At 28.2% G+C, this 6,737-nt stretch carries 10 protein-coding genes; 2 read left to right on the forward strand and 8 right to left on the reverse strand.

The annotated features are described in order from the left end of the window. The 7 genes from KO488_RS13410 to KO488_RS13440 form a co-directional block, all read right to left on the reverse strand. On the reverse strand, positions 1-1,395 hold a 1,395-nt coding region (locus KO488_RS13410; protein WP_216059323.1), incomplete at its 3' end, for an immunoglobulin-like domain-containing protein. A 107-nt stretch (positions 1,396-1,502) separates the two neighbouring features. After that, entirely contained in the window at positions 1,503-2,099 is a 597-nt protein-coding gene (locus tag KO488_RS13415) for an FmdE family protein (RefSeq protein ID WP_216059324.1), read from the reverse strand. A gap of 84 nt (positions 2,100-2,183) precedes the next feature. Beyond that, positions 2,184-2,879: a class I SAM-dependent methyltransferase gene (locus KO488_RS13420; RefSeq protein WP_216059325.1), complete on the reverse strand. Its 696-nt coding sequence runs from the start codon at positions 2,877-2,879 to the stop codon at positions 2,184-2,186. After that, positions 2,879-3,487 (reverse strand): ATP phosphoribosyltransferase, encoded by a 609-nt coding sequence (hisG, locus tag KO488_RS13425; RefSeq protein WP_216059326.1) that lies wholly within the window; start codon positions 3,485-3,487, stop codon positions 2,879-2,881. The genes KO488_RS13420 and hisG overlap by 1 nt, the downstream gene beginning before the upstream one ends. Further along, positions 3,465-4,100, reverse strand: a complete 636-nt coding sequence (locus KO488_RS13430; RefSeq protein WP_303572665.1) for a type III pantothenate kinase — start codon at positions 4,098-4,100, stop codon at positions 3,465-3,467. Before KO488_RS13430 ends, hisG begins: the two co-directional genes overlap by 23 nt. Next, positions 4,078-4,410, reverse strand: coding sequence for a hypothetical protein (locus KO488_RS13435; RefSeq protein WP_216059327.1), 333 nt, complete (start codon positions 4,408-4,410; stop codon positions 4,078-4,080). The genes KO488_RS13430 and KO488_RS13435 overlap by 23 nt, the downstream gene beginning before the upstream one ends. Positions 4,411-4,413: 3 nt before the next feature. Then, on the reverse strand, positions 4,414-4,917 hold the full coding sequence (locus KO488_RS13440; RefSeq protein WP_216059328.1) for a hypothetical protein: 504 nt from the start codon (positions 4,915-4,917) through the stop codon (positions 4,414-4,416). A 132-nt stretch (positions 4,918-5,049) separates the two neighbouring features. Here KO488_RS13440 and KO488_RS13445 point away from each other — a divergent pair, with 132 nt between their 5' ends. Both KO488_RS13445 and KO488_RS13450 read left to right on the forward strand, forming a co-directional pair. Next, positions 5,050-5,829, forward strand: a complete 780-nt coding sequence (locus tag KO488_RS13445; RefSeq protein WP_216059329.1) for a threonine/serine exporter family protein — start codon at positions 5,050-5,052, stop codon at positions 5,827-5,829. A 1-nt stretch (position 5,830) separates the two neighbouring features. Further along, positions 5,831-6,292 (forward strand): threonine/serine exporter family protein, encoded by a 462-nt coding sequence (locus KO488_RS13450; RefSeq protein WP_216059330.1) that lies wholly within the window; start codon positions 5,831-5,833, stop codon positions 6,290-6,292. Between the two features lie 97 nt (positions 6,293-6,389). Here the strand turns inward: KO488_RS13450 and KO488_RS13455 are convergent. Continuing rightward, positions 6,390-6,737 (reverse strand): glutamate synthase-related protein (locus KO488_RS13455; protein ID WP_266099300.1); only part of this gene is annotated, 348 nt, incomplete at its 5' end.

Raw genomic sequence — 6,737 nt, forward strand, 5'->3', positions numbered from 1 at the left:
TTTTGAATCATCTACTATTGTTGTTATTACTGCTGTTGTATCATGTATTACATTTTCATATACACTTGCATTTGTATATGTATCATCTGTAATTTGTACATTAAATGTTTCACCACTATCTGCTACATAATCATCACTTGCTACTGCGCTAAATACTGTATTTAAAGCTACTGTTGCATCTGTTCCTGTGAAGTCTAGTTCACCATCTGCATTTGTTCCTGTTCTAATTGCTGTTCCATCTGTAAATGTAATATTTACATCTCCAGTAGCTGTTGTGATTTGATTACCTGAAGGATCTACTAAGATTGCTTTATAGTAAGATGTTTCACCTTCTGCTATTGTTGCTGGATTTATCTCATTTCCTGATGTATCTGTTGATATTAATTTTACTGTTACACTATCTAATCCATTTGCTTCTTCTGGATCACTTGGGTCATTTGGCGTATTTGGTTTTGAATCATCTACTATTGTTGTTGTTACTGTATCTTTCACTGGATCAATTAATAAACTATCATATCCTCCACCTGTTGCAGATATTATTTCAATAATATAAGGTTCATTATCATCTAAAATATAATCATTTATTGTATCAATTGAAAAAGAAACTTGATCACTTCCAGCAGGAATAACAACAGTTTTAACACTTGTATAATCTACTCCATCAATTGATACCCCACTATATTCAAGAGTAACCGTTACCTCAATAGAGGGTTTTTGTGTTAAATTTAATGTATAAGTAGCTGTATTCCCTTCAAATACAACAGTTGTTCCATCAATAGAAATAACTGAATCAAATGAAACTTGATTTTCCTCTATTACAACTTCTTCAACTTCTTCATTTAAATCTAATTCTGCTTCTCTTAAATCTGCGACAACATCTACCACATCTGCATTTCTATCTAGTTCTCTAGCCTTTGAATCATCTGATTGAATTTCATCATCTTCTTCTTGTGTATCTGTATCAGAATCATTATTATTTTCAACAACTAAGTTTGTTTCATCTACTAAATCATTTTCTAAATTATCTAAAGTCTCATTATCTATTTGAGTTTCATCAAAAGTATTTACTTCATTATTAGTTACTGTAGGATCTACAGATAAAGGAGTTTGGCTATTAACGATTACTTGTTCACCATTATTTAGAGTAACAGTTGCAGCCGAAGTTTGTTCAGGTATAGAATCGATTGTTTCTAAAGTTAATCCATCAGTTAACTCTATTGGTTCTCCATCTTCAGTTACAATTTGTAGTTCTCCATTAATTTCTTGAACTACACCTTGTATTTGATCTCCAACTTGAATTTCTTGTCCTTCGACTAATTGAACTACTTCTCCATTTTCATTCACAATTTCGAATTCACCATTTAATTCTGTTATTTTTCCTATTACTGTAGCCATACTTTACTCCTGAGTAAATTTTATAACTATATAATACCCAAATAATAAAATTATTTTATTGTACTATAGTACAATAGGAAGAAAGTATTCCTAAAATAGCAAGTTTATTAAGAGACTTTTATGACTGTAGAAATATTATTAGCAATCTTTTCAACTCTTTCTTGCCAAAGTTTTCCAAAATTTAATTTCTCAGTTTCATCTGCATTTCCTTGAACACATTTTTGCATTAAAGTTTGCATAGAAGGATCAAATTGTATTGAACTTGGATCATAAACGACATCAACACTTTGTTTTGTATCAAGTCTTGTAAATCTAGCACTTGCATCATTTATATCTTGCTCAAATTTTAAAAGATAATTACGATCAAACTTACCACCAATTCCTTTAAATCCATTTGTAGTACAAGCTCCTGTTATATACATAGCAACATTTCCAATTACTCCTGCAACAGCTTCACTTTGTCTTTGTGAAAATGAAACTTCTATTTCACCTCTTTTTGCAATTCCTTCTGGATATAAAGCTTTAAGTGCTTCAAGGTTCATAAGGTAAGCGCCCATAACTGTAGGACATGAATGACCTGCTCCTTTTACAATATCTAAATATGAAATTTCATAAATCCCATCTTCAAATGCTCCTAAAAATGATGATAATTCATCTTGTACTTTGATTGTTTCAATTTTGTTATAGAAATCTGGGTAAGTCATTTTTTGCCTTTTTTATTCTTAGTATACTTAAAAAATAAATATATGACATTGAGAAAGAACAAGAAAAAAGTATTTGTAAAAAGTTTAGCTCTTTTTACAAATAAATATTAGTTTATCAGCTTCATCGTCTGTATGAAGATTAAAATTAGTTACATCTTCAACTATAAAACCTGCATTTTTTAGCATTAAATTTAAGCTTTTTGATTCATGATAATATTGAGTAATACTATCTTCTTCTTTTATATATAAATTATTTTTAGTTTTTTCAAAATATGTGATATCTGTTTTAAGTTCATTATCTTCAAAGAAAGCATCAATTCCTATAAATTTATCATCAAGTTTTATATTTAAACTTCCTTGTGCAATTTCTTCAAAGCCAAATAATGAATTAACATCAAAAATAAAATAACCATTATCTTTTAAAATATTTGCAGTATCTTTGAAAAAGTCTTCTAGTGAAGTTTTAGGAATATAATTAATCACATCAAAAATTGCAGTGGCACAAGAGAATTTATCTTCTACTTCATTTAAAGCAATTGCATCTGCTCTTAATCCATGAGCTTGGCAAATTTTTACTTGCTCCACACTTAAATCTATTCCATAAGCACTTACTTCATTTGCACGTAAATGCATCATAAAGGCACCTTGACCACAGCCAATATCTATAATATCATCAAGTTGTTTTTTAAAAACTATTGATAGGAAATATGAGTGAAGCTCTTTAACCTCATCTTCTAAACCTAAATACTCTTCAACTTTTGAATATAACTCTAAACCCATTATAGTTGTGCTTCAATCTTTTCTTTTAAATCTAAAATTAAATCTTTTTTAGCATAATAAGAATTTTTATTTGCAATTAAATGTGCTGAACTTTCCATAATTGTAGGTCCTACTTCTAAACCATTTTGTTTCATTGTTTCACCCGTTTCGACAATATCAACAATACAATCAGCTAAATCTACAAGTGGTGCTAATTCTATAGAACCATATAGTTTAATAATATCAACAGCCATTGCTTTTTCTTCAAAATATCTTTTTGCAATTTTTTCATGTTTTGTTGCAATTGTGATTTTACTTTTATTAAAATCTAGTTTCTCACCACGCTTAAGTCCAAAAGCAACTTTACAACGTCCAAGTTCTAAATCAAGCAATTTGATTAAGTCGTACTCTTTTTCTTCTAATACATCAAGCCCCACTACGCCTAAATCAGCAGCTCCGTGCATCACGTAAGTTGGTACATCTTGATTTCTTACATTTAAAAATCTAAACCCAGCTTTTTCAAGTATTAGTTTTCTATCTTCAAAAATAAACTTTTCTCCAAAAGCTTTTTCAAACTTTTCTAAAGTTTCTTTAGCAATTCTTCCCTTAGGCAATGCAATTGTTAGCATCAATAATCCTTTTCATATTTTCAAATATTAAATCTTTTTTATATACACTATTTTTAAAATACCCACTTAACAACTCTCCATCTCCACCTGTAAATATAATATTCTTATTTTTTGCAACTTCTTTGATTGGTAAAATGATAGATTTCATCATTGCATATTGTATGGCATCTTTTGTTTGAAGCGGTATTTTATCTAAATTTATATCTTTTTCAAAATCAAATTCTAGTTTTCTTGATATTTTGGGATAAGCTTTAATAAAAGAACTTAATCCAAGTAAGATAAACCCACCATTATGTTTACCTTTTTTCATAATATCTACAGTAATTGCACTTCCTGCATCTACAATAACTGCATCTTTTTGGAATACACAAGCAAGTGCTCTATCTATTCCATGACCTTTATATTCTGTTTTAAAATCTAAATATTTTTTTATGTTTATAGCATTTGGATTAGCAAGTAATAGTTTCTTTGTTGCTTTTTTATTTACAGAGACAAAAGATATTCTTTCATCAAACTTTGGAATATCATCTTTTAAAGAATATTTCTTATGTTTTTTTCCAATTAAAAAATGAAAAGTTGTATTGCCAATATCACATAAAATCAATATAAACACTCCATTTATTATCTTCTAAATATGCTTTTGCTTTTGAGCATAAAGGAGAAGATATTAATAATACTTTTCTCTTAAAATTATGGTCAACATTTGAAGATAATTTATCACAAAGAGCCATTAAATCATCAGCATTTTTTCTTATAAATCTACTTTTTGCATCAACTATAAAAATAGCATAAAACTCTTTTTTAACAGAAGTAGCCTGGTATATACCTATTTTTTTTCTTGAGCCTAACTCTTTTGGAGTAATCTCACTTATTTGTTTAAATATAATATCTTTTTTTGTAAAATAATTTGTTAATTCTTTCAATTTTTACCTTAGTTCTAATGTCGTAATTAACTTTTCGCTATCATCAATTTTTACTTCATCAATCTTTGCATGGTATTCTTTTAAAATAATTTTATATGTTTTATTAGTTAAAAGTTTAATTGTTTGAGTTAAATCTTCATCTACATTTGTTCTAGCTAAATCATTTGAATACTTTGTTTTACAAGAGAAGGTATCTCCATTGCTTTCAGTAAGAGTACGAGTACATTCAGTATTTACTTCTGATTTTAAGTGTGCTTTATATTCTAAAAGTTCAGAACCTTCATCATCTTCTAAAATATAACTTACATTTACAACATCAGTAAGTCCTAGTTTTGTTAGGTCTGTTGAAATTAAATTAATATCAAGTGTAATTTCAAAACTAGTATTCATATTTGAAGAATCAACTCTTATTTCGTTTTCATCTATTCCTAAAATATCATTTACTTTACTACTTCCACAAGCAATAAATAATAAAGGTACTAGCAGAAACATCATATTTTTAAACATATTTATCCTTTTATTTTGCGAATAATAACATATATTGACTTTAGTAATTAAAATTTTTATATTTCTATTTTTTATACATCAAATTTGATAATTTTTCGATAATATATGAAAAAAATTAAGCATAAGATTTATATGAATAAAATAACTTACGAAGAACAAACAAAAATCACAAGAGCTATTATTAAAGCTGCTGTTTTAATGTTGGAATTTGGTGCAGAAAGTAGACTAATAGAATTAACTGCTCAAAGACTAGGAAATGCTTTAGGAGTTGATTCTGTTGAAGTATCACTTATTCCTTCTGCAATAGTATTAAGTACTTTAAGCAATAATCAAACACAATCAGTTACTACAACTAGAAGAGCTCATCATAAACCAATTAATATGTCCATTGTTTGTGATGTCCAAAAAATGTGTCACGATTTAGAAAAAAACAATTATGATATAGATTTTGTTTTTACAACTATAAAAGAAATAAAACCTAACTATTATAATAGATGGTTAGTTATATTTATGGTAGGTTTATCTTGTGCTTCATTTGCTTATTTGACAGGATCAGATGTACAAGCTTTCTTTGTAACTTTTGTAGCTTCAAGTTTAGCAATGTTTACAAGACAAGAACTAGCCAAAAGAAAATTTGTTCTAATATTAACTTTTATGTTTACAGCATTTGTAGCAACTATTATTGCAGGTCTTGCTCAAATTTATAATTTAAGCTCCACTCCTAATATAGCACTATCGGCTAGTGTTATATTACTAGCTCCTGGTTTTCCTTTTGTAAACTCAGTTTTAGATGCAGTAAAAGGCTACTTAGCTATGGGATGGGGACGTTGGATGCAAGCGGTATTATTAACAGTGGCTACTTCTCTTGGAATAATTCTTGCACTTGCTTTATTAAGTTTAAAAGGATGGTAAGATGATTACTACTTATATTTTAAATGCCATTTTCTCAGCTATTCCTGCTCTTGGTTTTGCAATGGTTTTTAATGTTCCAAAACAAGCACTTTTTTACTGTGCTTTTGGTGGATCTATTACATATACTACTAGAGTTGCATTCCAGGATATGGATATTCCATTAGAGTTAGCAACCTTTTTAGCTTCTACAATTATTGGAATAATTGCACTTTATTGGTCTAAGAAGTTTGTAATTCCAAGACCTATTTATACTATTCCAGCAATTATTCCTTTACTTCCTGGAACATTTGCCTTTTCTGCAATTATAAATTTAATAGATATGAATGCACATGGTGTAACTACTGAACTTATTAATCTTTTTATTGAAAATGGTTTAAAAACTATAATCATATTGGGTGGGATAGGTTTAGGTTTAGCATTACCATCTTTATATACGATAAGATACAATAGACCGATCACTTAGGTAGATAAAAAGATAGATTTTTATCTTTTTATCTTTTATTTAAGTAACCATATAGGTCACCAGTTGATAAAACTTTTAATTCTTCAATTTATGTCTATTAGTTCTCTAATGACTTAGATTTAGAATCATTTTTCTTTAAAACTCTTCGTTCAAACAACTCATCCATATCATCATGGATAATTGAATCTTTATCTAAAAAGATTAGTTTTTCTTTACTTAAATCTTTCACATTCTTAAGTCCCATAACAGCAAGTAAACTTTTCATACTTTTTAATAAATTATTATGATAATTCTTCACATTTTCTGAATGTTTTTTAACAAAGAAATATTTTCGCTTTTTTATATCTTGAGTTGCAAGGCCTACGGGACATTGATGTTTTGTAGCCCCTGAACAAAATCTTGCTCTAATACATCCAGCACTCATCATAAAACCACGTGCAATTTG

The sequence above is a fragment of the Poseidonibacter lekithochrous genome, from assembly GCF_018861145.1.
Lineage (GTDB): Bacteria > Campylobacterota > Campylobacteria > Campylobacterales > Arcobacteraceae > Poseidonibacter > Poseidonibacter lekithochrous_A.

Excerpts from the sequence above, each read along its gene's own strand:
- KO488_RS13415 (WP_216059324.1), bottom strand. The coding sequence starts at position 2,099 with ATGACTTACCCAGATTTCTATAACAAAATTGAAACAATCAAAGTACAA.
- KO488_RS13420 (WP_216059325.1), bottom strand. The coding sequence starts at position 2,879 with ATGGGTTTAGAGTTATATTCAAAAGTTGAAGAGTATTTAGGTTTAGAA.
- hisG (WP_216059326.1), bottom strand. The coding sequence starts at position 3,487 with ATGCTAACAATTGCATTGCCTAAGGGAAGAATTGCTAAAGAAACTTTA.
- KO488_RS13440 (WP_216059328.1), bottom strand. The coding sequence starts at position 4,917 with ATGTTTAAAAATATGATGTTTCTGCTAGTACCTTTATTATTTATTGCT.
- KO488_RS13445 (WP_216059329.1), top strand. The coding sequence starts at position 5,050 with ATGAATAAAATAACTTACGAAGAACAAACAAAAATCACAAGAGCTATT.
- KO488_RS13450 (WP_216059330.1), top strand. The coding sequence starts at position 5,831 with ATGATTACTACTTATATTTTAAATGCCATTTTCTCAGCTATTCCTGCT.